Below are 23,868 nucleotides of genomic sequence, written 5' to 3'. Positions count from 1 at the left end.
CTAAATCTAAAATCAAATTATGAAGAAATTTTTAATGTTGCTTGGCGCAACGGTCTTTTTTATCATATCCTGTTCCGCGCCCAAAGAAGCACGACAAAAACGAAACCTGATCAGTGGTACTTGGTCGTTGGACAATATTTCGTACGAAGGCACTGAAGGGTTGTTCAAAAGTGTACTTTTTAATGATGCACAGGCCATATGCTTTGAAGGTAGTGATTGGTTTTTTCGTGACAATAATAGCACGGGGAGATATACATTAACCGCAGGCAGTCTATGCAGTGGCGGAGACCGATTCATCCGTTGGTCCGTTGTCAATAATCAACTTCAATTCAAATTCATAGATGAAAAGCGAAAGGACATTTCCGGTGGATTGGGGTACAGATTGAACATAGCCGATCTTACTGCTCAAAACATGGTGCTTAAATCCACGGTAAGCGATAATGGAAGTCCAGTAACGGTAGTATATAATTTCAGTAAAAAATAGAGAAAGATATAGATATGAAAAAAATAATAGTAAAAGGTTTATCAGTAATAGTGATTGCATCGGTGGCCATGGGTTGTAACGCCGTTAAAAATGCCAATAACAAACAAAAAGGCGCGGTCATTGGTGGTACCAGCGGTGCTGCCATTGGAGGCGTAATCGGCAATAATGTCGGAAAAGGAAATACGGTCTTGGGTGCCATTATAGGTGGCGTTGTGGGCGGTGTTGCCGGTGGATATATTGGAAACCGAATGGATAAACAGGCCGAACGCATAGAGGAAGAGATTCCAGGCGCCGAAGTTACCCGAGTGGGGGAAGGCATAAATGTTACTTTTAACGAAGATGCAGGCGTGTATTTTGATACCAATAAATCAGCCGTTAGAGGAACTTCAGCCAATACGTTGGACAAACTCGCGGGAATTCTGAAGGAATATTCAAAATCCAATATTTTGGTAGAAGGGCATACGGATAGTGCCGGACCCGAAGATTATAATATGAACCTTTCAAAACAGCGTGCACAATCGGTAACGGATTATTTGACTGCACAAGGTATTGCCGCTTCCCGTTTTACTACCAAATGGTATGGGGAAACCCAGCCCAAAGGAGACAATTCAACATCGGAAGGCAAAGCCACCAACAGAAGGGTAGAATTGGCGATTATCGCCAATGATGCACTCAAACAAGAGGCCATGCAACAAACAAAAGGATAACAAATTGATTTGAAAATCAAAGCCTTGCGTAAATCCAGACAGCAATGTCTGGATTTTTTGTATTAAGTAGTATCTTCAAGCTGTGAATAAGACAGGTGTTATTATAATCGGTGGCGGATTGGCGGGGCTTACTGCAGCTATACACCTAGCAAAGCAAAATGTACCGGTAACCCTCTTTGAAAAGGAAGTTTATCCGCATCATAAGGTATGTGGGGAGTACGTATCCAACGAGATTGTTCCCTATTTGAACAGTTTGGATATTTATTTGGAAAATGCCGTACCGATTGATACCATGCAATTAACAACTCTATCCGGCAAATCCCTGGAAACCAAACTTCCCTTGGGCGGTTTGGGCATAAGCAGATATGCTTTTGACAACTTGTTGTATGAAAAAGCTGTTGAACTGAATGTTGTATTTGTTTTTGAAGCTGTGAACCGTGTAGTTTTTTCGAACGAGAGGTTTGAGGTGACTACGGCTAATCATAAAGTATACGCTCCTTTCGCGATAGGCTGCTACGGTAAAAGATCGGTATTGGATAAAAAACTAAATCGAGAATTTATAGGTGAAAAATCGGAATGGTTGGGTGTAAAGGCACATTATACCTATGACAATTTTCCCGACCATTTGGTGGCACTACATAATTTTAGGGGTGGTTATGGCGGATTGTCCAAAACGGAAACTGGCGTAGTTAATTTTTGTTATCTAACTAATTATGAAAGTTTTAAACAAGAAAAAGGTATTGAAAGCTTTAACGACAACGTAGTCGCCCAAAATCCGTATTTATCGGATTTTTTAAAAAATGCCACGCCAATTTTTGACAAACCCTTAACGATAGCACAAATATCTTTTCATCAAAAACCGCCCGTTGAAGACCATATGCTAATGTGTGGTGATAGTGCCGGTCTTATTCATCCTTTGTGCGGTAACGGTATGGCCATGGCGATACATAGTGCCAAAATAGCATCCGAATTGATCGTGAAACATAGAAAGTTCCCTAAGCTGAACAGAAGTGTGTTGGAAAAAACTTATGCCGAACAATGGCAAAACAATTTTGGTTCACGACTTCGTGCGGGAAGAAAATTACAATCGGTTTTATTGAATGATAATCTTACCCGTATGGGACTTCGTATCGTGACCAAATCCCCGACACTACTTCGAAATATCATAAAAAGAACCCATGGAAAACCCATAACATGCTAAAAGATTTATCAAAAAGAAGTAATGCCCCGGAAATATTGGATGATTTTCAGGCAGGCCCTAAAAATCTGAAATCGGTTTTTGACGACATCAATAGGGTGAACAAGATACTTGGTGGCAATTCCATTACCATCAACGCAGTGGCCGATTTGATGGAAAAAAACCCAAGAACATCTTACGTTATTCTAGATATGGGCTGTGGTGATGGAGCAATGATGCGGGGTGTCGCGCAACATTGTAGAAGGCATAATATTTCGGCATCGTTTATAGGGGTAGATTTGAATAAAGACGTGCTGGAAATAGCAAAAAAAGAATCCATGGATTTTCCCGAAATCAGCTTTGTTCAGCAAGACATATTAAAGCTTGACCCATCTGATTATTCGTGCGACATTCTTCTCAGCACCCTTACCATGCATCATTTTACCAATGAACAGCTTTTGATATTCGTTAATAAATTTACGCAATTGGCCAAAATCGGTGTGGTAATCAATGATTTACAAAGAAGTGTATGGGCTTATTATCTTTTTAAGATGTTTAGCCTTATTTTTATAAAAACAAAAGTTGCTAAAATCGATGGCTTAATATCCATAACCAAAGGGTTTCTTAAGTCAGACCTTATATCTTATGCCCAAAAAATACCATCGGTACAACACCATATACACTGGAAATGGGCCTTTAGGTATGTGTGGGTCATGCAACCAAATCGATTGAATTCCATATGAACGATGTAAGGATTGTCACGGTAGCCAAGGTACTGCCGGAATATTTTAGGGAAACCAAGGATATTCTGCCTTTGGTACAACTATGGCTCAGTGATCAAGAGGAACGTTTTCAGCGTAAGGTGCTGAAGATTTTTGAGGGAGCTGCTGTGGACAAGCGTTATAGTATCATGAGTCCCGAAGAAGTATTTACGGCAACTTCATTTGAAGAAAAAAATGCCATTTACGTTCGTGAGGTTAAAAAAATGGGGGGTTCTGTATTGCAGAAAGCCCTAAAAAACAGTGGTTGGAAAGCCGAATCCCTGGATTATATCATTACCGTGAGTTGCACTGGGATCATGATACCCTCGTTGGATGCCTACTTGGTCAACGATTTAGGGTTACGGCAAGATGTAGTACGTTTGCCCGTAACCGAAATGGGTTGTGCCGCAGGGGTCTCGGGACTTATCTACGCCAGTAATTTTTTGAAATCCAATCCAGGGAAAAGGGCTGCGATCGTGGCGGTCGAAAGCCCTACGGCTACATTTCAATTGAACGATTATTCTATGGCAAATATGGTCAGTGCCGCTATTTTTGGGGATGGGGCCGCATGTGTGCTTTTGTCATCAGAAAATAAAGCCAAGGGACCAAGAATAGTTGGGGAAGAAATGTATCATTTTAAAGATGCTACGCATATGATGGGGTTTGATTTGACCAATACGGGCCTAAAAATGATTTTGGACCCCTCGGTACCTGAGACCATAGCGGTACATTTCCCCAATATCGTTCATCCTTTCCTTGAAAAATATGGAAGCAATATCGAAAAGGTCAACAATTTGATTTTTCATCCAGGAGGCCGTAAAATCGTACAGACCGTAGAAGAGCTTTTTGGTAAACTGGGGAAAAATATTGATGATACCCGCGAAACCCTCAGGTTATATGGCAATATGAGCAGTGCCACGGTACTCTATGTCTTGGAGCGGTTTATGCAAAAAGACCTCTTGCCGGGAGAACAGGGACTTATTTTGAGCTTTGGGCCCGGGTTTTCGGCACAACGTGTATTGTTGGAGTGGGACAACTAACATTTTTTATTATTTACAGTGAATTATGGATAGTATAATAAGTGGACAAGAGCATAAAAGCTCCTCGATTACTGGGGAAGAAAAGGCAGCACTTTGGGCTTTGATTCTAGGAGGCAGTAGCGGTTTAGGGTTGGCGACTGCACAAAAATTGGCCAAAGAAGGGTATCATATTATCGCAGTGCATAGGGATAGAAAATCTGATTTAGAGCATATTGAAAAAGAATTTAAAAGTATTACTTTAAGCGGAGTTCAATTAAAAAACTTTAATGTTGATGCCACTCAGTTGGAAAAAAGAAAAAGATTGATTCAAGACATTCAGTCCTTTCTTGGCGATAATCAAAAAATAAGGGTCTTGGTACACAGTATTGCAAAAGGCAACCTTAAACCGATGCATTCAGATACAGACCATGAGCTGAACAACCAAGATTTTCAAATTACCCTAAATGCAATGGCGTTGAGTCTTTATGATTGGACAAGGGATTTGGTCAAGGCTAAACTTTTTGCAGAAGATACACGTATCATTTCCTTTACCAGTGAAGGCAATGCAAAGGCCTGGAGCAATTATGGGGCCGTTTCCGCCGCAAAGGCAACTTTAGAGGCGATCACACGAAATATTGCGCTGGAATTTGCACCAGCTGGCATTAAAGCAAACTGTATTCAGGCGGGGATGACCGATACAAAATCGTTTAGAATGATTCCGGGGAGTGCTACCCTAAAAAAACAGGCATTGGAGCGCAATCCCAATAAACGGCTAACCACTCCGGAAGATGTGGCCAACGCCGTTTACCTGCTTTGCAGGGACGAGGCCAAATGGATTACCGGCACGATACTAAAGGTTGATGGTGGGGAAAGCCTTCGGTGACCGAAAAAGCACCTTTGTGCCGGGTCGAAAATAATTTCAAATGAAATGAACCAACAAAGCATCATAGCAAAACTGCCATATTCACATCCTTTTTTATTTGTGGACGAGTTGCATCATGTAAACGAGAACGGAGCAAAAGGTAATTTTACTTTCAACAGGGAATTGGATTTTTTCAAGGGCCATTTTAAGGAGAACGCAATTGTACCCGGTGTGATTTTGACTGAATGCTGTGCGCAGATAGGATTGGTTTGCTTGGGAATATATCTGCTTAATAAAAGTAATACTTTAATAGATGAAAATTCAATTTCAATCGCTTTTACAAGTTCAGAAATGGAATTTCATCTACCTGTTTTGCCCGATGAAACCGTAACGGTAAGTTCCGAAAAAGAATATTTTAGATTCAATAAACTAAAGTGTAAAGTAAAGATGTACAATGCGAAAAATGAGTTGGTCTGCAGGGGTAACTTGGCCGGAATGTTCAAAATCGACACCAAATGAACCAAAGGGTCGTTATCACGGGTCTAGGTGTGTGCGCTCCTAATGGTGTGGGATTGGCAGATTTTACATCTGCCCTACAAAACGGTAAAAGCGGCATCCGTTTTCACTCCCGTCTAAAGGAGTTGGCATTTGGTTGCCAAATAGCCGGGGAGCCTTTGATCAAGGACAATTATCTGAACAACTATTTTACGCCGTTACAACTTAGGGGATTACACGCTTCCGGTATCGTATACGGGGTCATTGCGGGAATGGATGCTTGGAAAGATGCCGACCTGTCAAAAGCCAATGAAAATCAACCGAACTGGGATAACGGTATTGTTTTTGGAACCGGAATTTTAGGTGTGGACAAGTTCAGGGAAGCTATTCATCTTATCGATGATAAAAAAGTACGCCGATTGGGAAGCACCAGTGTTATGCAGACCATGGCAAGCGGTATAAGCGCCTATTTAGGCGGGGTTTTAGGTTGCGGCAATATGGTTACCACCAATTCGTCGGCATGTAGCACGGGTACTGAAGCTATTTTGATGGCCCATGAGCGTATTTCATCAGGGAAAGCCAAACGAATACTCGCCGGTAGCTGTAGCGATAGTGGACCTTACGTTTGGGGTGGATTTGATGCCATGCGGATTCTTCCTAGAAATTACAATGACAATCCCACAGCTGCAAGTAGACCCATGAGTGCCACCGCCAACGGTTTTGTTCCCGGAAGTGGAGCAGGGGCATTGGTTCTGGAATCCTTGGATTCGGCTCGGGAAAGAGGTGCTAATATCTATGCAGAGGTATTGGGCGGTGCAACCAACAGTGGCGGCCAAAGGGGACAAGGTACGATGACGGCACCCAATAGCCAAGCGGTACAATACTGTATCGTAAAAGCAGTGGAAAACTCAAATATTTCCAAATCGGATATAGATGTAATCAACGGTCACTTGACCGCTACTTCAAAAGATGCCCTGGAAATCAAAAATTGGAGCGAGGCCTTGGAGCGCTCGGGAACGGATTTCCCCTATATCAATTCGTTCAAAAGTACGATTGGGCATTGTTTGGCCGCTGCTGGTAGCATTGAATCCGTAGGTAGTATCCTTCAGTTCAAAACCGGACAAGTTTTTGGGAACCGTAACTGCGAGGATGTTCATCCAGAGATAGCCCAAATTATCGATTTTGATACAATTCCCCAGAAAACCATGGATTATAGACCGCAAATTATCGCAAAGGCAAGTTTTGGCTTTGGGGATGTAAATGCATGTGTTATTTTTAGGGCTTTTAACGACAAAGCTTAAGTATCATCTTTACGGCACACATTTAATACGTAAACCCCATATGCAAGACGAAGCCAAATATCAAAAACTTACCGATATCATAAAGGTATACCTGCCCGAAGATGTTTCGGTAGAGGACATACAGCCAGAAAGCAATTTTTTAAACGAACTGAACATCAATTCGGCCAATTTGGTCGACATTGTTCTTGATGTTGAAGATGCCTTTGACATTATGCTGGAAAATGAGGATATGGAGGCCATGCAAACCGTTAATGATGCACTTCAAATTATCGATAAGAAATTAGCCGCCAAATAAATGATTCAAGAATGTATACGCTATGCCAAAGCAAAGCTGAACGTTGATAAACGTTTGATACTACTGTATTGCATTATCTACTTTATATGGGGGTTGGGCATGAACTGGTTCGGAATTCGGGCCGAAATCGCCAAATTCACCTTTTGGTGGCAGGTCATCAGCTGTTATATCTTGTATATGGTCCCTATTTCGTTGCTATTGCGAAAACTACCCTTTCATATGCAATATGCTTACGGACTCATTGCTATGGGCGTATTGGAATTTTGTGGTTATGCCCTGAAAACCTCGTATGCGTATCCGAACAATGTGTTGGATCAACTCTTCGGCATCCGGAATTTTGCCTTGGGTATGGCATTGTTCTTTGCATTGTATTTTCCTCTGGGCAACTGGGGCATAGGTAAAATATACGAATTCTTTTTTGGTAAGACGAGTATATAGGCTATTCTTTCAAAACCTCTTTTTTCTGAGGAATCGCCAACGAGGCGACCACTCCCGCGACAAGTGCCACGGAAATTACAGTGAGCGAGACCCACTCCGGCAGTTCTATTTGATGGGAGAACAACATTTTTAAGCCAACAAAAGCCAAAATTACCACCAAACTGTAATTGATATACCTAAATTTTTCCAACATCCGGGAAATCAGGAAATACATGGATCGTAATCCCAGAATAGCTAGTATGTTGGAGCTGAAAACAATAAAAGGGTCTGCCGTAATGGCCAAAATTGCCGGAATACTGTCCAGAGCAAAGAGCACATCGGTCAATTCGATGACTATCAGTGCCACAAATAGGGGAGTCGCGGCCTTGATACCCATACGTTTTACGAAAAAATGATTCCCATGTATGGTTCCGGTAATGGGATATATCTTTTTAAGCTGACGAAAAACCAATGATTTTTTTGGGTCGAAATCCGTATCATCGGACTTAAGCATTTTATAGGCGGTCCATAGTAAAAAAACACCGAATACATATATGATCCATTCAAATTTGGTAATCAAGGCCACTCCAAATACAATCATTAACCCCCTAAAAACAATAGCTCCCAAAATACCCCAAAAAAGTACCCTATGTTGGTATATGGGCGGAATCTTAAATGCGGAGAAAATTACGGCAATGACAAAAACATTGTCAATGCTCAGGGAGAGCTCTATGAGATATCCCGTTACATATTTAAGAACTGCATTGTTTGGAGTGAGCCCAGTGGGGTTTTCGACCAATCCGGAAGAAAAAAGCCAATAAATAACACCACTAAAGCTAAGGGCAACGGTAACCCATACCGCTGTCCATATACCGGCTTCCTTGCTTTTAATGACGTGCTCCTTTCGGTTAAAGACCCCTAAATCCAAGGCCAAGAACACAAGAACTATAGCGATAAACAATATCCAAACCCACATACCTGTACCAATTGAAGCTGCGAAGTTACGTATCATTTTTTGGAATAAATGATAAAAACCCAGAGAGAAAATTTTTATTGTTTTAACCGGGCGGTTAGTTTCACCTTTACTTTATTGTCGGCTCTTTTCTTTTTGATATTGATACCAAAATCAGACGAAAATAGGGTAGTGGTACCTACCAATGTATTACCGTCTTTAACAAATTTCCAAGTTATCGGTTTTACGATGCCTTTTAGGGTCAAATTGCCTTTTACGGTGTATGAAGCACTACCTTCCGAACGATATACCGAACTGCTCTCAAAATATAATCGCGGATAGTCATCCGCATTAAAGTATTTGCTTCTTTTTAATGACCAATCCCTGATAGAGTTACCGGTTTCTATGGTTTTGGCCATAACGGACCCTTTAAAGGAGCTATTGTCCAAATCTTCAAAATCGATGGTAGAGGAGGAGTCAAAACCTGAAATACTGCCATTTACGTCCTTTGATTCAAAACGGAACGTAATTTCAACGGATTCTTCATCAATATTGAATTGACCAAATACAGGCTGAAGCAACAAAATAGTAAAAACATAAAAAAATATACTTCGCATAAGAACAACTATGATTATAGAATTGCAAGATAAACGGAATTTTTAAACCATACATCGAATTTGGACAGAACAACTTACGATTGCTTTTTGATGTTAATCTTTTAATCGTTACTTTGGAAGTAGAACCTATTAAATTGAAAATGATAAAGTTAACAAAAACAGCCTTTTTGGGATGCTTGTGTGTATGTGGTATACAAATATTAAGTGCCCAAGATTCCACAGTGGTAGTTGCAAAAAACATGAAAGTTCAAAAATATACCATCATGGAACGTTTTGAACCGGATATTATGTACTCTGCCTCGAAAAGAAAGGAGATGAAGGAAAGTCGTTTGACCGAGGTAAAAAAGATAGTGTCGATATTGGACACCATAAAGATCTCCAAGACCAAAAAAGAAAAATTACTGCGCGATTTGATTCAAAGTCCGTTTTCGGAGAGGTTGAGAAGAACTATCGCCGACCTTGAATTTGAAGATGCCAATGAAAACCCATAGCGTTTGATAAAGACCAAAAAAAGGGAAGGTTTTCTAGAAAACCTTCCCTTTTTTATATCTACTGATTAAATTTTAGTATGATTTTTTTAGTATGATTTCATTTTATCCTTACGCTTTCGTAGCTGACGTTCAAGCTCATCGGTAGATTCGGTTATCGATGCCTCAAAACTACTTTTGCTTGCATCGGCAAACAACCTTGGGCCAGGGGCGCTAAGGCGAATATTACAGATCATTCCGGTTTCAGGTGAGGATGTGTTTTCCTTTTTGAAGAAAACATCGGCACGTACGATAAAATCGTACTTATCTACCAATTTATTTATCTTTTTTTCGGCCAAGGCCTCTAAACGTTTACTGGCGGTTACGCCATCATATTCGAAGTTGATGTTCATTTTATTATTTTGTATCTAAGGTAAAATGGTAAGGGGATTATTCCAAATTTAAATCATTAAAGTAAGCCTAAATTTTACAATATATTGATGTTAAATTCTGATTGTAAGCATATTCCGTATTTTCCTTTTTTGTATCTTTAAAAGACACCGCTATTATATAACCCCAAAATATAAACGCTATGACTTTAAAAAGCATCTCCAAGAGCCCGAAACGACAACAAGAGGAAAAGAGCATGTACGTACTTAAGTTAGAGCGTTGCAACCAAGACCTGTTGAAATTACGTGAAAAGCTTTGTTCGTATGTATGTGAGCCCACAACATATAATTTGTTCGAGCGCATCGAAATTTTAAGAAACCGATTGGAAACGATGCGTGATTCAAATTTGAACATTATGGAGGGTATAAAAAAAGACGCAGACGTTTTGTATGCGTACTTCGCTAAAGCGGAACAAAACCTTTCCGATTTTAATAGTTTATACAAAGCCATTGAAAACTATGTTAGTAGTGCTAGACCTTGCAAGTAAATGAGAAAGAATTATTCTATTTTACATAATATAAATTATGATACAGATTGATATATAAGTATTTCAGGTTCAAACCTTTAGCTGTAAGTCATAATTCTATTATGTAAAATATCCCTCGCATTTGTAGCTTTTAAGCGAATTACCAACAGGGTCATCAAGCTGTTTAATTTACGTAGCTTCAAATTTTCTACACAGAAAAAACTTTTTAGAAATTTTCAATTTCGTAGAAACCCAAGAGACAAACCTTCCGTCTGTACTCATAATTTGCCGTTATGTAAAATTGCCGCTGCCAAACGCTCGATTGCTTTTTAAAATCAAATTGCTCAGGCAATTTATTTTAAACACAATTTGCCATCGCTTGCCAACGCCAAAAAAAGCAAAACTTTTAGATTTTTTTGAAATTTACGATTTATGAGAAACTATACGTCAATAAATTTTTCAAAGCATTCTTGGCAGCTTGCCGCAACAGCTAAAAATTACTCTGCGAGATAATTTCTTAGCCCTTGCTAACCTATCGTCTTGATTTAAGCTTTTCTTTAAGTGCTTTTGACATTATGTAAAATAGAATTAGAGTCTATTTTTTTATTCAAAGATGGAAAATATACATAATGATAATCATTTGGTAATTTGCCAGATAACCCTATACTTACAAAGAAGTATTCTATTCTTTCAGGACATAAATCCCATCTCTCATCAAAATCAAAGGCAAACTGCTCATTGTAAAAATGCCTTTTAATTTTTATACCTCTCGCAAATTCCAATAATAAAGTCTCATAGTGTGCAAAGAAAAAATGAAATAGATGCTTCGTTAATTTCATATCAATCATACCATGTTTTGAATAATTAGATATCCTTAAGACAAAATATACCAGTTTAGCAAGTGAATGATTGGCAAGGTATCCATCAAAATCATTATTCCCAGGCAACTCCCAATTTTCTACTTTTCTTGTTTCATCAAGCAAACTGATATGAGGGAACCAACCACTAAACCTATCAACATCTCTTTTTTCTTTTTGCGCAAGTCTTATCTGATTACCTAGGTCATATCTAACTTTTAAGAATTCTGTTGAATTAAGTTCTTCTAAAAGCTTGAAAGCTATGTTTCTTTTATTATTCCTTTGAGTTATAAAAAGTGTAATTAAAAAAGCGGATGTAGCAAATATCCACAATGGTAATAATTGAAAAATCTTATCTTGAAAAGTAGAGTAATTCGGATTAGTTTCACTCGTGCCCGCACTAAAAGATGCTATGATAAATAGAAGAATCAGTGCTAAACCAAAAATACCAAACCCAATTTTTCCATAAGTCCACCAACCCGTTTTCTTGAATTTTTTCCCGCTAATTCTTTGTTGTCCATTAGTTAAAATTAACTTCAAGTCTTTTTCCATATGTTTCAAGAGTCTATCTATTGTATTGCTTTTAGGTGCTGATTACTAATTTTGCCTTTAACTAATTTATCTTTTTTTCTTGATAAAAAAAGAAACAAAAAAATCAAGGCTTACAGATAATTTTAGAAACAATGTACGGGTCGGTCGCTAAATTTTAGGATCCATTGTAACTTTTAAGACCGCTTTAAGGTGAAAGAACCAATATAAACTGTCAACAAATATTGTAACCAGCCCCCTAAAATTCTTAACGCTCCTCTCCCCTATTGTTTTACCAAAATTCTCTTAGGCCCTTTAAAAATTCATCGTTCAAGTGATTTTAATTTGTCAACTGCTGGTGGAAATTTAAAATCAAATTCTACTTTGCTGAATTCATTTTCTTTACACAATACAAAAAATTTCAAAAATTCTTCTTTAAATATGCTAGGTTTAGATAAATCCTCTTCACTTAAACCATTTAACCAATCTTCAAAAGCTTGGAAACTCCCGAAAATATTGTTTTTTATACCATGAGAAACTCCAATTAAATTATCCCCTCCATTTTTTCCTCGGAACGGCATGGCTTCTATGAAAGTAACTAGAAAACTATCTAAATCCTTTTTCATAAAATTAATTAACAAATCTTGGGCACCATCAAAATAACTATAACTTGTTACCCTTTGATGTTGCTCATTTAATTTCGTGGTATTTGTTTTGCAATTGTGAAATAATGCCCAAACCCTACTAGACAATTCGTCGGAGTTATCTAAATAGTCTCTTAAGTAATTAGTTAATGTATTTTTAATCTCTTCTCCAGACAAAATAAAATTATCCTCTTTAAAATTATCATCTATCACATGATTTAAAAAATCAGATTCAAATAAGAATGGTGTTTGAGAATTCCCTAAAACGTCTAGAATGAAACGCTTAAATTCTTGATTTTGCCCAGCATAAAACTTATTGGATATAATATTATCTTTATTAGAAATAAAGTTTTGTAATGTTGTGTTATCGTAACCTAATACATGTTGTCCATAGTAAGAACTAACAACTTCCAAATTTGCAATATAAAAGATGGTTTTTACAATTTTTTCATAGTTTTCCCTAGAATCAATGTCAGCAATATTTAATTCGTAAAAACGATATTTAACTAAATCAAGTACTTTCTTTTCCTTCCATTCTTTAATTTTACCTTTAATTGCTTCAAAATCAGAACTTAATGTTTGTTTGAAATCAACTTCAGATAAATCTTCAATATTCAAATTATCTTTAAAGTATTTATGATAATTCCGTTCGAAAGCTAATGACAAATGACTTTTTTGTTGGTATGTATCTATTTCAAATAGTCTATTCATTATTTTTCCAACCTTTAAAACTATTTCCTCCTTATAATTGAGTTGCTCAAGCATAAATTTACCGAGGATTGATTCTTTGTATTCCTTAGTTCTAATTCCGAAAGTTGAATTATTATCATTCTCATATCTATTCTTTAAATAATAGATGGTCCCACCACCACCATAGGATTGACCTCTATTATTTAAAAATTTATCCTTATGTAAAAACAATAAGATGTAAATATCATAGAACTTAAATTTTAATAGTTTAAGTAAAAAATAATCTTCAAAAACCACTTCGTTTTTTATAGATACGTAATCATTAACAAAAGAATTTAAAAACCTTTTAGCGTCTCTTAAATGATTTAATGGAATATCATTTCCTTCTGTTCTAAATATTACAGAATTGGTTCCAAAATATGATTCAATTTCTTCCGTCTTGTCATCGACTTTTGATATTAATGTAGCCTTAATAAATTCTTTTATTTGAGATTGGGTAACAGGAATTAGATGCTCTTCTTTTAAGAATATCTTCTCTGAAAACTTTTCAGGTTTAGGTATGTTTAAATTTTCCAATGATTTATTCAAATAATCTTTATCAAATGCCACTACATAGACAAAACAATCGAAACTAGCGGTATTTCTAATTAGTCTTAGAATTTCGAAAATTTCATTCGACTGAAGTCGATCAAAATCATCAATGAAAATTATCACCCTTTTATTAAGGTTTTTAAGAAGAGAGTTTAAGGCCTTAAAATCAGCAGATATATTTTTTTTCAATGCGAACGTCAAAATCTCTTTTAGGGTATCTGTAAAATTAGTTTTACTGACATTCAATATAGAATGAGAGTATTTCTTTATTTCTCTGTAAACATCTTCGCTGTAAGGTCTTAGTGCTTCCTGAATTGTATCAAAGAAATCTTTAATAATTGGTTCTACCCCTAAGTTGAGCCATGGATTAAAATCAATTAAAATAAAATCTTTTTCGGTGTTCTTATTGTTGATTTCTTTTTTAAGTAAGTTCAAAAATGAAGTTTTGCCACTCCCCCATTCGCCAGTAATCCCAAATCCAATTGCCTCACTAGTCTTAGATTGAAAAATCTCGTTTGCAATTCGCTTAGCCTTATAATTTCGGTCGAGAGCATCTTCTTTTTCAAGCTTTATTGGAGAGTCGTCAAAAAGGTTATCATGATTTCCCTTTTTTTTAAACCTTTTATGAAAAACAGAAAAAATAGTAGTAAAGGGGGCTATGAGTAGATAAAATGATAATACATCAAAATATTTTAAATGTTCACAAAAAGAAAAACCATAAAAATTATAGTCGAGATAAAACCTTGTGAATAGATAAAACCCAATCGATGTTATGCTAAAGATCCATTGATGCAGAGATATATAACTTTTATTTTTAAAATTGAGATATACTTTTCGAACTATCAAAAACAATAGAATTGCAAATATTAAATCTATGGCCAGATTCGATTCTATCTTACTGAGAACGGGATTTACGACGACTTTATCAACTAGTTTCTTAATCGGGTTAAAAAACAGAATTAACAAGCCCGCAAAAATAAAAGTTACTCTATAGTTTTTTTTCATATCACCATCTATTGATTAGCCATTAGAACTCATTAAATCAAATGATGAAGGACACAATTAAAAGTTCTATTGTTAATGCAACCAAAAAATAAATTCCAAAAGCAAAAAGTTTATTTGATTTTAAAAGAATCGTTCCTTTGGTATTATTTAGCCCTCTATTTCTATCAATACTAAAGATTAAATCGTCTATGTATTCTTTTTTAAATTCGGATACTTTTTTATGACCACATCTTACAGTCTCTTCTGAACAATCTGCATATTTGAACTTCTGGATATTAAAGATTTTACTAGCGTAAAAAATTGAGGTACAAAGAAGTAAAATGGTAACTAAAAATGTCAATGCCAGTACAACCTTTAGTTCCAAGAATATGCATTTTAAGGAATCATAAAACAGCGGAATAATAAATGTAACTATCGATATTATTAATCCTGATTGAGCAATTAATTGGGTTATCTTACTTTCCAATTTATTCATTCTGCTATCTTCATTATCAAATAACCTCAGTAGATATGAGATGTATTCATCATTAAGTTGTTTCTCTATTTGTCCTTTCTTCTTTTCTCCCATAAATTATAGCAGTATCAAGTGAGATATTGGATAATTGCATCAGAAATTTTTAAGCCTGTGTCGCTTTCAATCCACACCCATTGCCCGTTAGGGTTTATTTCTAAGAAAACATATCCGTCTTTTGTTTTTATTAAATCTATTGCACCAAACCCTAAACCCAATTCACTTACAAGTCTAAGAGCTAATTCTTGAATATCAATTGGTAAGTTGTAGGGTTCAAACTTTAATCTTTTTCTTCTCCAATCTAATTTAGAGTCCGAATCACTTTGTGAATCTACTTTTGCTGCAAAAATTTCCTTGCCAACTACGGTAACTCGAAGTTCATATTCTTTTTCGATTTCATTTTGAAAAATCATTGGAAAAGAAACAAAACTTTCGTTCTCCACATGATTTGTTTTCAAACTGTTCGTGAAAACTATTTTTTCTTCTCCGTCAGCTAAAAATCGACTTCTATATAGCGGCTTAATTATTATTTTTTTTCCATTCTCTTTGCTAAATTGTTGGATTTCTACAGAATCTGAGGAAATTATGGTATTTGGAATGGGAAAACCAAGTTTTCGAGCAACTGATAATTGAAAAATTTTATTTTCAGCCTTGAAGATATTGTTTGGATTACTTAGCCATTTATTTGTACTCAAAGTATTCCAAAGGTTGCTGAAAAAACTTTGGTAGTCTTTATTGTAAAAATCATTCTCTTCAAATGAAGAAAAAGAAATTGTTGGTACTTTGACCCTCCTAAACCAAACTGAATCAAAATGTGAAATTCCGTCTATAGCAATCTTAGTATCATTTTTTGTAGTAAATGAAATTTTATGCTTAAGTCCAATACAGTCAGTATTGAATCTCAAGTATTCGATATTTCTTTGATTTAAAATATTGACAAGGAAATCAGCCGTATAATCCTCTCTATGAGTTACAATTAAAATCACTAATCTGTATCGGTGCTTTCCATTTCAACTCTAGTAGTAGTGGCAGTAATCAGAAAATTTGATAATGAAAAAACATCATTGTCATCATCAGTTTCTTCTGAATTACCAATTGAATCTGTTCGAGTAACAACTGCCATACCCATATCCGAATCCGAATCACTTGATTCCCCTGAAACCTTAGTAAAAGTTTGAGTAACTGTATTCTCAATAGTATCTATAGCAGGTAGATTGTTGGAAACAAACACGTTTAGGTTCTTAATATCACAATATCTTGTTTCAGGAAATTCAAATTCCTCAGTTATTGTCTCGCCGTATTCAAATAGTAAGTACTTCATATTTTTTTGTTCAAATTGAAAATTCCAAATGGATTTTCATTGAAAATAAATTGTGTGAATTCAACTATTGGTATTCTTAAATATATTGAATATTAACAAGTATTCAATTACGAAAATCTATTAGGTAGTGTAAAATTTTAGTAATATATAGACTTCCACATAAATCTCCAGCCTTGCTACGTCGAGTTCTGTAATAAGTTCTTAATTAATTTTTTACATTCAAAAGTCTTAACATGTAGGTTTCCATTTTATGAAATCTGGTGGACAAAAACCCTTCATTCTAAAAGATGATTTAGTTATTCTATTTATCTCTTGTTCTTTAAATTCTCTGATAGGTGCAGACTCCACATCAATTGTGATTATTAAATTCTTCAATGTATCGACCTCCAATTTTTGCTTAATAAAGGTTACCTGTTCTTGTGTCAATTTAAATTCTTCAGCCATAATATTTGATTATTCATTAATAATTTTGATTTTTAAAGTATCTGCAAAAAACTGTTGAGGGTTATGTAAATCTGGTAGTTCCCCGTATACCTTGACCGTATCTATTCTTGTTTCTGTCGATATTTGTAATGTGGCAATAGTTTCTGCTGAGTCAATAAAAACATCTCTCGGGAAAATACTAACTGGGTCCTGTGTTTTAAAACGAAATTTAGTATTGTAGCTCGGGAACCCGTTATCGTTTGAAAAAAGAGCTCTAATTTTTGTAGTATTTCCAGGTGATAGTTTGAGTTGAACAGAATCGGCTAAAATCTGTATGAATGAAGGATATTGCGGTATGGCGTCAAAATTATACGTCCCAAGATGACTGGATTTTTCTGTTACCGCAATACTAAATGCTCCTGGTACTCTTCCTGCCTTCAATAAAACGGTATCTGTATAAGAATCTGTGATTTTGTTATACTTTATTTGTATAGTTGACGAGTTGGTGCCATTATTCCATTCGCCCCAAGTGCTTTCAAGTGAAATTTCTTTTGAACCACCATACCTAACTCCTGGGACTTCGACTTCAAAAGAATAAAATGAGAAACCATTTGCAATTATACTGTCTTTAGATTGTAAATTCCTTAAGCTAAACTGTCTATTAACAGTCAGATCTTCTTCCGAATCATAGCACCCATTCACAATCAAAGTTATAATCGTTATTAGAATTATTGTGTTATATCTCATTATTACGGATTTAATGATTTAATCGATCCATAAAGACCTTCAAATAAAGATTGTAGTTTTAAGTTGATGCTAATTGAAACCGCTTTCGCTGTTTTTATCTTAAAGGTTCCTTCACCTGAGGAATTACTATCTATTCCTCTGAAAAAAATTCCCCCATAACTAATCCTTATTGTGTGATTAATGTTAACTCCAACACCTCCATAAAGTGAGAAAGAGTCACCTACCAGATGTTTACGACGCCCCTCTTCAATTAAACTACCCGTAAAAAAAGGCACGCCTACTTGGAAAGTAAGATACTTTTTCCACCCTGGGATTTCATTAAATGGAACATCTTCATTTCTTCCGCGAATACCAAAATGAAATCCCGCAAATGGTGCAACACCTTGGAATCCTTCATCTGAGCGATAATATAACAAACCAAAATCAGGCTTAATTATCCTACTATTCCTAGTAAGGAAATTATATGAATTGGTCGTTTTCTCCAAAGTTGTGAAATTTTGTCCTATAGGTAACAACTCTTTTTGTAATTTATCATCTATCTTACTATTCTTTTGTAGCTTTTCATTAATACATATCTTATTTTCTTCCAAAATGTCAATGAAATCATCGAAATAATTTTCATATTTTGAAACTATCGAATCTGATTGTTCAAGAAGGTATAAAGATTGCTTGGCCTTGTTTGCAAGATTTAAGTGATATAATATGTTTGTTTTTTGTTCAGTAAGATTGGTTTTAGGTTCAAAACTCATGTTTAACCTGTTCTTTTCGTTCAACTCTATTCTCGTTTCTCCAGTTACAAGGTCATTTCCATATTTCTTTGAAACAACAAGAATTCCGTTTAACTCTCGAAAATCTAGACTAGAGCCATTTGGTAAGATGAACAAAGAATCATTAGTTAGATGTTGTTGAATTAAACTAGTTGGATATGGATAAGAACCGGGGAAACTAATCCTTTGTGGAAAAGGAGACAAGCTTGGTTTTTCATTGTATTCTTTAAGTAAAGTTTTTATTTTAGGGATTCGATTTTTAAGTAATATTGGAGAAATAATCTCTGAAAGCTCTTTCCATTGATTTTCCGAAGTAAAATTTTTGGGAATAAGCGAAGCATAGTGTTTTCCAAAATCCCCGTAACTATCATGCTCTTCTACAAGCTTAGCCAGGACTTTAACTTTATTCAAATAATCCATAGCAACAATCAGATATCTCTTATTTGGCTTTAGGTGTTCAACACGAACAACCAAGGTATCCTTTATCCTATTTACCTCATCGAGGGGTATAATAGAAAGTTTCTTTTTGAATTGTTTTATAAGTTTCTGTCGGTTGAGTAAATGATAATTGATTAAGCTGTCTGATTTTACGTACTTATTTATTTTATATTCAATTGTATAAATTTGTTTAGACAATCTGCCCAGTTCTTTCTGTGCATTTTCATCATTTGACGCTCTTGATTCAATTTCTTTTTTCCTTATTTCAAGTTGTTTTATTTGTTGTTTCCAAGAAGATTCAAGGCTTTCATTTGCCTTTAAATAATTTTCCGCCTCTGCTGAGTCAATTGAAATTTTTTTTTCTATGTCTTCTATTCTGTAGTCGGTAGTCCATCTATATTGCTTCAAAGATGTGTTTTTATCAACTACAACCTTCCCATTTTTATCTAATCGATATAGGTAAACGGCTCGATATGGTTTGTTCTTTGGGCTAACAAGTTTCAAGTTAAAATCTAGGTCAAAAGGAAAAACCTGTGTCTTTGCAGTGTCAAGAGTAAAACTTGCCTTTAGTTCTTGGGCAAATGAATTAAAATTTGTCAAAACGCCTAAAACAAATAGGCATAAATAAAATTTATTCTGATGAAATATCGAATTTTCGGACTTTAACTCCATCTGTATTAACACTTTAGAATATTCTATATTTAGATTCAGCAAATCTTTAATTTTCATCAACTAATTACAATACCCATCAAAGGGTATTTTAACTTAGGGGGAAGAAATAAATTGTAGGAAATAAAATATTTTGAGGATTCTAAATATATAAAAAATTAACAAGTATCCAATTACGGTTTTCTGTAAATAATTGATATTTGTAGTAAAATACCATTACACACACATTGCCCTCCCTCCTACCGTCGGTCAGTAATAAGTGTTCCATTACCTTTTCAAAGAAACTTTTTAGAAGAAAAATTTAAAGAAAGTGAAGTACCAATTACTTTGCTTTACCCAAGCAAAGTTACATAACGCGGAACATTATGATACAGATTGATATATAAGTATTTCAGGTTCAAAATTTTAGCTGTAAGTCATAATTCTATTATGTAAAATATCCCTCGTATTTATAGCTTTTAAGCGAATTACCAACAGGGTCATCAACCTTTTTAATTTACGCTACTTCAAATTTTCCACACAAAATAAAACTTATTTCAAACTTCGAAATTCCGCAACCCTCACGACAAACCTTTCGTCTGTACTCATAATTTGCCGTTATGTAAAATAGCCGCTACCAAGCGCTCGATTGCTTTTTAAAATCAAATTGCTCAGGCAATTTATTTTAAACACAATTTGCCATCGCTTGCCAACGCCATTTAAAAGCTAGCCTTTTAGGTTTGTTTGATCGAGGAAAAACCCTGCAAGATTTTTTTCTACGACATTCCCGTCAACTTGCCGCAACAGCTAACGGCAGTATTTTAAAAGGTCTGGTAGACCTTTTAAAATATGAGCGAGATGATGCGTGGGCAAAGCGAGCAAAATTCTTAGCCCTTGCTAACCTCTCGTCTTGTTTGAAGTTTTTCTTTAGGGGCTTCTAACATTATGTAAAATAGGATAAAATTTTAGAGATTAAGTATCTCTGAAATTTTGGACCAGATGTAGCGTTGGCATTGACTAGTACAGTGTTTATTGAAGTCTCTTTTCTTTTTTTCTTGATAAAAAAAGAAACATAAAAATCAAGGCTTACAGATAATTTTAGAAACAATGTACGGCTCAGTCGCTATATTCTAGAAAGCATTCTAACTCTTAAGACTACTTTGAACTCTCTGAGAAATTAAGGTGCTTAACAAACCTAATTACTAACCCTCTAGAATATGGCCGCTCCCCTCGCCTATTGTTTGGCTAAAATTCTCTTAGGCCATTAAACTTGTACCTAAAATCCTCATTTTAGTAACCGATAATTAATATCCCTGATAGAGGCAGCTTCAATCTATTGCTTGCATAAAGAGTATCCAAAAACGATATTACTTTTTCGAAATCTCTACCAGATTTATAGATATTTCTAACTGCAATAACTAGATATTCAATATCGTGCATTACAGAGGCCTGAAAAAGGTCTTTCAGAAACTGATAGTTTGCAACAGCTCTTCCCGCTTCTACTTCTATTATCGTTTTAAACTCTTCATTTAAACCGTCAGCCTCGAAATATTTATCGAGCTTCCCATTTCTACCAAATAGAACAGGTACCTGAATCTTATCGACTCGCTTTTTTGACTTTTCCACTTTATATCCAATTAGCTCAAACCCATCCCTTAGTCTTGTTAAGACTTCATCACTAGAAAACTGATGATTCTCTGATGCAATCTTTTCTTTATGGTTTTCAAAGACTTCAACTAATTCGCTTAAATGTGAAGGAATTTTATCGGACTTCGGAAAGTATTGCCAATTAATCATTTTAATAAGTGTAATTAGCGTCTACTTGAATTGAATTCTACTAATTTATCCCAATCAATTTCTCCGTTTTCAAAGCAGAAACTTTGCGAAAATTCTAAAGTAAATTTGTTTAATATTTTGGAATAAGATTCTAGGAATTCTTCGTTCTTCTCTTTAGCCTTATAGCCTATTGGTACGATTAAATCCTTATATAAATCATCATCGTTGGAAATATAAGCCCAAAATGATTGCCCACAATATTTATATAAATCACCCTTTTTCTTATACTCATAACGTTTTGATGATCTACCGTAACAACATCCGTTTACGGCTACAACATTGATTCCCCCACCCGAAGTTTTAAGCCTTTTTCTGGCGGAATCAAAATTATCAATCATTTTCTTCCAAGAACTACTATTTGACCAATCTGGTCCAGATTTTATAGTAACTATGTGTCTCGCACCATTTTTATCAAATTCCAAGTCTATACCATCCATACCAGATTTCCAACCGCCATATACTTTTTGATTTACAAAAATCGCAAGTCCTTCGAGCCAGTCGCCAAAAATACCTTCTTCACTTGATGAAACCCATGCATCTAAAATACCTTGGATTATCTCAGCAGCAACCAAAACATTTTTGGCTTTAAATAAATAGGGATTTTTCCTTTTTAGAATTGTCTTTAACTCAAGGTCGGCCAGCTTATCTGTTCTTTTCTTGTGGAAAGTGCCAATGTTATCCTCGACGTACTGCTTTACGTCATCTAGATTCAAATCATTCATCAAATGACCATTTTATATTGATTCATTATTTTCATAATATTCAATTCCCAGCTTCTGTCATTAGTTGATGTATATCTTGAATATTTGAAATCTTTGTATTGGATAGGCACCTTATCATTCATATGGGCCAAAATAGCTTTGCCAACTGCTTTTCCCAATCCTACAGGAACGGCATTTCCAATTTGTTTATATTGTTCAATCAAACTTCCTTCGATATTCCAATCATCAGGAAATTGTTGAATTCTTTTGTACTCTTCAACGGTCAAAGGTCTGTTTTTTTCGGGATGCGCTAAATCTGTTGCTGGCATTGCAGGGTGCGTTACAAGAGTTGGGGATGGCTTGTCCCAAGCTAACCTTCTAAAGAAGCCTGTTTTCCCACCACCAGAATAAAATGATTTACCCATTGCCTCCTTTTGAGTTTCTAATGGTAAATCCTTCCAATACTGCCCCGGACCGAGCATTCTGTAGTATTTTAGTCGTTTTTCTGGAAAATTGACATGATTCTTTGAATCAGAAGTCAAATTATTTACAGCATCGGCGAAAGTCGTCCATTTAGGTAAACCGAACTCGCCATTTTCAGAATGCGTAGGAGTTAAATATGGCAATCTACTACCATCACGAGAAGCAATGATGATTACACGTTCCCTTTTTTGCGGGGTGCCAAAGTTCGCTGAGTTATAGAGATTAAAGCTTACACCATAACCATTATCTCGCAGTGTATTTACAATATTTAATAAAGCACCGCCTTTTAACTCTTGAAACTCTAAATCATCAAACTCCTTACCTCTTTGATTATGTGGCCTATGTTTTAAAGGGGCAGATAATATACCCCTAACGTTCTCTATTACTGCATATTTTGGTTGTAATTCAAGAATCCTTTCTATGAACTTTAAAAAAACATTGCCTCTCTCATCTTCAAATCCTTTCCTTTTACCCGCCGTGCTAAAAGCCTGACAAGGTGGGCCACCAATAATTAAATCAATTTCGTCAGTTTCAGTTAGACCAGCTTTTTCTCTAATATTCTGAGCACTGTAGTCGCGAATATCACTTATTAATGCTATTTCCGGCTTATTTCGAATTATCGTCTTTCTACTAGCTTTATCAACCTCACAGGCCAATAATGTTTTAAAGCCTGCTTTCTCTATACCTAAATCCAATCCCATTGCACCTGTAAAAAACGAAAGGGCTATTGGTTCATTAAACTTAAATCTATTCGTGTTTTCTTGTTTGGATAATTTTTTATCCTCAGTTTTACCGCAACTATTATTAGATTTATAATACTCAACTTCCTCCTCATTAATAATCCAGGAGTTACCAAGTTTTTCACCTGGTAACTTGTCATACCGACAAAGGTTTCGAACTTGTTGCGGGGTTAGATTTAATTTTGATGCAGCTTCTTTTGTGGTTATTTTGGTACCTTCCATTTTTTCGTTGTCGAAAATTTTTATAGACCAAATATATTAACTCTAAGAGTAAAAACCTAGGAACATCTAATCATTCCACACACATTGCCCTCCCTCCTATCGTCGGCTCGCATAATAAGTGTTCCATTACCTTTTGAAAAAAAACTTTTAAAAGAAAAATTTATAGAAAGTATAGTGCAGAAGACTTTGCTTTACCCAAGCAAAGTTATCCTTCGACTACGCTCAGGACAGGCGACACGCAAAACA

At 35.6% G+C, this 23,868-nt stretch carries 25 protein-coding genes; 12 read left to right on the top strand and 13 right to left on the bottom strand.

From position 1 onward, the window contains the following. Positions 1–19 precede the first annotated feature (19 nt). The 10 genes from HYG79_RS16905 (at position 20) to HYG79_RS16860 (ending at position 7,539) form a co-directional block, all read left to right on the top strand. Positions 20–484, top strand: coding sequence for a lipocalin-like domain-containing protein (locus HYG79_RS16905; protein ID WP_179243239.1), 465 nt, complete (start codon positions 20–22; stop codon positions 482–484). A 14-nt stretch (positions 485–498) separates the two neighbouring features. Next, positions 499–1,191 carry an OmpA family protein gene (locus HYG79_RS16900; protein WP_179243238.1) on the top strand — a complete coding sequence of 231 codons (693 nt, stop codon included), beginning with the start codon at positions 499–501 and terminating at the stop codon, positions 1,189–1,191. 82 nt (positions 1,192–1,273) lie between these two features. After that, a complete protein-coding gene (locus HYG79_RS16895; RefSeq protein ID WP_179243237.1) occupies positions 1,274–2,392 on the top strand; it encodes an NAD(P)/FAD-dependent oxidoreductase in 1,119 nt (372 codons plus the stop codon). Next, the gene (locus HYG79_RS16890; RefSeq protein WP_179243236.1) at positions 2,386–3,111 is read left to right on the top strand and encodes a methyltransferase domain-containing protein; all 726 of its coding nucleotides are present in this window, start codon (positions 2,386–2,388) and stop codon (positions 3,109–3,111) included. Before HYG79_RS16895 ends, HYG79_RS16890 begins: the two co-directional genes overlap by 7 nt. Continuing rightward, a complete protein-coding gene (locus HYG79_RS16885) occupies positions 3,108–4,169 on the top strand; it encodes a type III polyketide synthase (RefSeq protein ID WP_179243235.1) in 1,062 nt (353 codons plus the stop codon). Before HYG79_RS16890 ends, HYG79_RS16885 begins: the two co-directional genes overlap by 4 nt. A gap of 25 nt (positions 4,170–4,194) precedes the next feature. Beyond that, entirely contained in the window at positions 4,195–5,031 is an 837-nt protein-coding gene (locus tag HYG79_RS16880; RefSeq protein ID WP_179243234.1) for an enoyl-ACP reductase FabI, read from the top strand. A gap of 45 nt (positions 5,032–5,076) precedes the next feature. Further along, positions 5,077–5,529, top strand: coding sequence for a 3-hydroxyacyl-ACP dehydratase FabZ family protein (locus HYG79_RS16875; protein WP_179243233.1), 453 nt, complete (start codon positions 5,077–5,079; stop codon positions 5,527–5,529). Next, positions 5,526–6,806 (top strand): beta-ketoacyl-[acyl-carrier-protein] synthase family protein, encoded by a 1,281-nt coding sequence (locus HYG79_RS16870; protein WP_179243232.1) that lies wholly within the window; start codon positions 5,526–5,528, stop codon positions 6,804–6,806. Before HYG79_RS16875 ends, HYG79_RS16870 begins: the two co-directional genes overlap by 4 nt. A gap of 40 nt (positions 6,807–6,846) precedes the next feature. Beyond that, the gene (locus HYG79_RS16865) at positions 6,847–7,101 is read left to right on the top strand and encodes a phosphopantetheine-binding protein (RefSeq protein WP_179243231.1); all 255 of its coding nucleotides are present in this window, start codon (positions 6,847–6,849) and stop codon (positions 7,099–7,101) included. Then, a complete protein-coding gene (locus HYG79_RS16860) occupies positions 7,102–7,539 on the top strand; it encodes a hypothetical protein (RefSeq protein WP_179243230.1) in 438 nt (145 codons plus the stop codon). Position 7,540: 1 nt separating this feature from the next. Here the strand turns inward: HYG79_RS16860 and HYG79_RS16855 are convergent, their stop codons facing one another. Further along, positions 7,541–8,494, bottom strand: a complete 954-nt coding sequence (locus HYG79_RS16855; RefSeq protein WP_179243590.1) for a TerC family protein — start codon at positions 8,492–8,494, stop codon at positions 7,541–7,543. Positions 8,495–8,568: 74 nt separating this feature from the next. After that, positions 8,569–9,087 (bottom strand): YceI family protein, encoded by a 519-nt coding sequence (locus HYG79_RS16850; RefSeq protein ID WP_179243229.1) that lies wholly within the window; start codon positions 9,085–9,087, stop codon positions 8,569–8,571. 239 nt (positions 9,088–9,326) lie between these two features. On the opposite strand from HYG79_RS16850, the gene HYG79_RS16845 reads away from it, so the two are divergent. Further along, positions 9,327–9,578: a hypothetical protein gene (locus tag HYG79_RS16845; protein WP_179243228.1), complete on the top strand. Its 252-nt coding sequence runs from the start codon at positions 9,327–9,329 to the stop codon at positions 9,576–9,578. 86 nt (positions 9,579–9,664) lie between these two features. Here the strand turns inward: HYG79_RS16845 and hpf are convergent, their stop codons facing one another. Next, a complete protein-coding gene (hpf, locus tag HYG79_RS16840; RefSeq protein ID WP_179243227.1) occupies positions 9,665–9,967 on the bottom strand; it encodes a ribosome hibernation-promoting factor, HPF/YfiA family in 303 nt (100 codons plus the stop codon). Between the two features lie 179 nt (positions 9,968–10,146). Here hpf and HYG79_RS16835 point away from each other — a divergent pair, with 179 nt between their 5' ends. Beyond that, positions 10,147–10,491, top strand: coding sequence for a hypothetical protein (locus HYG79_RS16835; RefSeq protein ID WP_179243226.1), 345 nt, complete (start codon positions 10,147–10,149; stop codon positions 10,489–10,491). Between the two features lie 536 nt (positions 10,492–11,027). Here HYG79_RS16835 and HYG79_RS16830 read toward each other — a convergent pair. From HYG79_RS16830 to HYG79_RS16785, 10 genes are all read right to left on the bottom strand, one after another. After that, complete coding sequence (locus HYG79_RS16830) at positions 11,028–11,879, bottom strand: hypothetical protein (protein WP_179243225.1); 852 nt, start codon at positions 11,877–11,879, stop codon at positions 11,028–11,030. Between the two features lie 299 nt (positions 11,880–12,178). Further along, complete coding sequence (locus HYG79_RS16825; protein ID WP_179243224.1) at positions 12,179–14,785, bottom strand: KAP family P-loop NTPase fold protein; 2,607 nt, start codon at positions 14,783–14,785, stop codon at positions 12,179–12,181. 37 nt (positions 14,786–14,822) lie between these two features. After that, the gene (locus HYG79_RS16820) at positions 14,823–15,353 is read right to left on the bottom strand and encodes a hypothetical protein (RefSeq protein ID WP_179243223.1); all 531 of its coding nucleotides are present in this window, start codon (positions 15,351–15,353) and stop codon (positions 14,823–14,825) included. Between the two features lie 14 nt (positions 15,354–15,367). Beyond that, on the bottom strand, positions 15,368–16,282 hold the full coding sequence (locus HYG79_RS16815) for an MvdC/MvdD family ATP grasp protein (protein WP_179243222.1): 915 nt from the start codon (positions 16,280–16,282) through the stop codon (positions 15,368–15,370). Continuing rightward, complete coding sequence (locus HYG79_RS16810; RefSeq protein WP_089260302.1) at positions 16,282–16,617, bottom strand: hypothetical protein; 336 nt, start codon at positions 16,615–16,617, stop codon at positions 16,282–16,284. Before HYG79_RS16810 ends, HYG79_RS16815 begins: the two co-directional genes overlap by 1 nt. A gap of 453 nt (positions 16,618–17,070) precedes the next feature. Then, positions 17,071–17,787, bottom strand: coding sequence for a hypothetical protein (locus HYG79_RS16805; RefSeq protein WP_179243221.1), 717 nt, complete (start codon positions 17,785–17,787; stop codon positions 17,071–17,073). Between the two features lie 2 nt (positions 17,788–17,789). Next, positions 17,790–19,721, bottom strand: a complete 1,932-nt coding sequence (locus tag HYG79_RS16800; protein ID WP_179243220.1) for a hypothetical protein — start codon at positions 19,719–19,721, stop codon at positions 17,790–17,792. Positions 19,722–20,930: 1,209 nt separating this feature from the next. Then, positions 20,931–21,437, bottom strand: a complete 507-nt coding sequence (locus tag HYG79_RS16795) for a hypothetical protein (protein ID WP_179243219.1) — start codon at positions 21,435–21,437, stop codon at positions 20,931–20,933. 14 nt (positions 21,438–21,451) lie between these two features. Then, positions 21,452–22,198 carry a PmeII family type II restriction endonuclease gene (locus HYG79_RS16790; protein ID WP_179243218.1) on the bottom strand — a complete coding sequence of 249 codons (747 nt, stop codon included), beginning with the start codon at positions 22,196–22,198 and terminating at the stop codon, positions 21,452–21,454. Beyond that, positions 22,198–23,622 (bottom strand): DNA cytosine methyltransferase, encoded by a 1,425-nt coding sequence (locus HYG79_RS16785; RefSeq protein ID WP_179243217.1) that lies wholly within the window; start codon positions 23,620–23,622, stop codon positions 22,198–22,200. Before HYG79_RS16785 ends, HYG79_RS16790 begins: the two co-directional genes overlap by 1 nt. Between the last annotated feature and the right edge of the window lie 246 nt (positions 23,623–23,868).

Source organism: Costertonia aggregata (genome assembly GCF_013402795.1).
GTDB classification, from domain to species: Bacteria; Bacteroidota; Bacteroidia; order Flavobacteriales; family Flavobacteriaceae; genus Costertonia; species Costertonia aggregata.
This window is presented reverse-complemented; position numbering and strand designations above follow the sequence as displayed.

What these genes read in the sequence shown, in the direction of transcription:
- HYG79_RS16905 (WP_179243239.1), top strand. Translation starts at nt 20, where the DNA reads ATGAAGAAATTTTTAATGTTGCTTGGCGCAACGGTCTTTTTTATCATA.
- HYG79_RS16900 (WP_179243238.1), top strand. Translation starts at nt 499, where the DNA reads ATGAAAAAAATAATAGTAAAAGGTTTATCAGTAATAGTGATTGCATCG.
- HYG79_RS16890 (WP_179243236.1), top strand. Translation starts at nt 2,386, where the DNA reads ATGCTAAAAGATTTATCAAAAAGAAGTAATGCCCCGGAAATATTGGAT.
- HYG79_RS16885 (WP_179243235.1), top strand. Translation starts at nt 3,108, where the DNA reads ATGAACGATGTAAGGATTGTCACGGTAGCCAAGGTACTGCCGGAATAT.
- HYG79_RS16880 (WP_179243234.1), top strand. Translation starts at nt 4,195, where the DNA reads ATGGATAGTATAATAAGTGGACAAGAGCATAAAAGCTCCTCGATTACT.
- HYG79_RS16875 (WP_179243233.1), top strand. Translation starts at nt 5,077, where the DNA reads ATGAACCAACAAAGCATCATAGCAAAACTGCCATATTCACATCCTTTT.
- HYG79_RS16870 (WP_179243232.1), top strand. Translation starts at nt 5,526, where the DNA reads ATGAACCAAAGGGTCGTTATCACGGGTCTAGGTGTGTGCGCTCCTAAT.
- HYG79_RS16865 (WP_179243231.1), top strand. Translation starts at nt 6,847, where the DNA reads ATGCAAGACGAAGCCAAATATCAAAAACTTACCGATATCATAAAGGTA.
- HYG79_RS16860 (WP_179243230.1), top strand. Translation starts at nt 7,102, where the DNA reads ATGATTCAAGAATGTATACGCTATGCCAAAGCAAAGCTGAACGTTGAT.
- HYG79_RS16855 (WP_179243590.1), bottom strand. Translation starts at nt 8,494, where the DNA reads ATGTGGGTTTGGATATTGTTTATCGCTATAGTTCTTGTGTTCTTGGCC.
- HYG79_RS16850 (WP_179243229.1), bottom strand. Translation starts at nt 9,087, where the DNA reads ATGCGAAGTATATTTTTTTATGTTTTTACTATTTTGTTGCTTCAGCCT.
- HYG79_RS16845 (WP_179243228.1), top strand. Translation starts at nt 9,327, where the DNA reads ATGAAAGTTCAAAAATATACCATCATGGAACGTTTTGAACCGGATATT.
- hpf (WP_179243227.1), bottom strand. Translation starts at nt 9,967, where the DNA reads ATGAACATCAACTTCGAATATGATGGCGTAACCGCCAGTAAACGTTTA.
- HYG79_RS16835 (WP_179243226.1), top strand. Translation starts at nt 10,147, where the DNA reads ATGACTTTAAAAAGCATCTCCAAGAGCCCGAAACGACAACAAGAGGAA.
- HYG79_RS16830 (WP_179243225.1), bottom strand. Translation starts at nt 11,879, where the DNA reads ATGGAAAAAGACTTGAAGTTAATTTTAACTAATGGACAACAAAGAATT.
- HYG79_RS16825 (WP_179243224.1), bottom strand. Translation starts at nt 14,785, where the DNA reads ATGAAAAAAAACTATAGAGTAACTTTTATTTTTGCGGGCTTGTTAATT.
- HYG79_RS16820 (WP_179243223.1), bottom strand. Translation starts at nt 15,353, where the DNA reads ATGGGAGAAAAGAAGAAAGGACAAATAGAGAAACAACTTAATGATGAA.
- HYG79_RS16810 (WP_089260302.1), bottom strand. Translation starts at nt 16,617, where the DNA reads ATGAAGTACTTACTATTTGAATACGGCGAGACAATAACTGAGGAATTT.
- HYG79_RS16805 (WP_179243221.1), bottom strand. Translation starts at nt 17,787, where the DNA reads ATGAGATATAACACAATAATTCTAATAACGATTATAACTTTGATTGTG.
- HYG79_RS16800 (WP_179243220.1), bottom strand. Translation starts at nt 19,721, where the DNA reads ATGAAAATTAAAGATTTGCTGAATCTAAATATAGAATATTCTAAAGTG.
- HYG79_RS16795 (WP_179243219.1), bottom strand. Translation starts at nt 21,437, where the DNA reads ATGATTAATTGGCAATACTTTCCGAAGTCCGATAAAATTCCTTCACAT.
- HYG79_RS16790 (WP_179243218.1), bottom strand. Translation starts at nt 22,198, where the DNA reads ATGAATGATTTGAATCTAGATGACGTAAAGCAGTACGTCGAGGATAAC.
- HYG79_RS16785 (WP_179243217.1), bottom strand. Translation starts at nt 23,622, where the DNA reads ATGGAAGGTACCAAAATAACCACAAAAGAAGCTGCATCAAAATTAAAT.